The 863-nt window shown below is 39.9% G+C and carries 1 protein-coding gene; it reads left to right on the top strand.

Annotated features, from left to right (window positions below):
* The first annotated feature begins 97 nt into the window (after positions 1–97).
* A complete protein-coding gene (locus tag ACLS0A_RS10975) occupies positions 98–844 on the top strand; it encodes a carbonic anhydrase (RefSeq protein WP_416083508.1) in 747 nt (248 codons plus the stop codon).
* The last annotated feature ends 19 nt before the right edge of the window (positions 845–863 follow it).

Raw genomic sequence — 863 nt, 5'->3', positions numbered from 1 at the left:
CATTTTGATGAACTAAAAATGACATAGAGCAGCGTTTAACAATCGATCAAGCGTATAATCGAAATGGTTTTATATTCATCAAAATTGAGGTAAAAAAATGAAAAAATTTATATTTCCAAGCTTTTTAACTGTGTTGTTAGCAGGTTGTGTTCACACTCCACACGAAGCAAGCCCCCATTCCCATTGGGGATATAGTGGAGAGGCTGCTCCGCAACATTGGGGGCAATTAAGTGCAGACTACCAATTATGTGAACGAGGCAAAAATCAATCGCCAGTTAATTTGACCAACGCAGTAACCTCGCATAACAGCGTAGAATATCAATATCAGCCGAGCAGCGTTAGCCTAGTCAATAATGGACATACTTTACAAGCCTCTCTACAATCAGCAAATAATCAATTAAAGATTGATGACAAAACTTTTACGTTACAGCAATTTCATTTCCATACACCAAGTGAACATCAATTCCAAGGTAAGCATTTCCCTGTAGAAATCCATTTTGTACATAAATCTGAAGCTGGTGAGCTTGCTGTGCTGGCGGTAATGGTGAAAGAAGGAAAAGCAAATTCTGTGCTAGAAGAATTACTGCATAACCCTTTGAATGTTAATGAAAAAATGGCACTGGCACAGCCATTAGACATCACAAAATTGCTGCCGCGAAGTAAAGGACATTACCGTCTTAATGGCTCGCTCACCACGCCGCCTTGTAGCGAAGGGGTAAATTGGGTGGTTTTACAGCAACCTATCAGTGCAAGCAGTGAGCAGATTCGATCATTATCACATACACTAGGGAATAACAATCGCCCTGTACAACCAATTAACGCTCGAATTGTCGTAAGCGAATAAATGTAAAGAGGGCATTTTT

Source organism: Avibacterium volantium (assembly GCF_049366555.1).
In the GTDB taxonomy this organism is placed as follows: Bacteria; Pseudomonadota; Gammaproteobacteria; order Enterobacterales; family Pasteurellaceae; genus Avibacterium; species Avibacterium volantium_A.
Note: the sequence above shows the minus strand (reverse complement) of the source record. Positions and strands in the feature narration are given on the sequence as shown.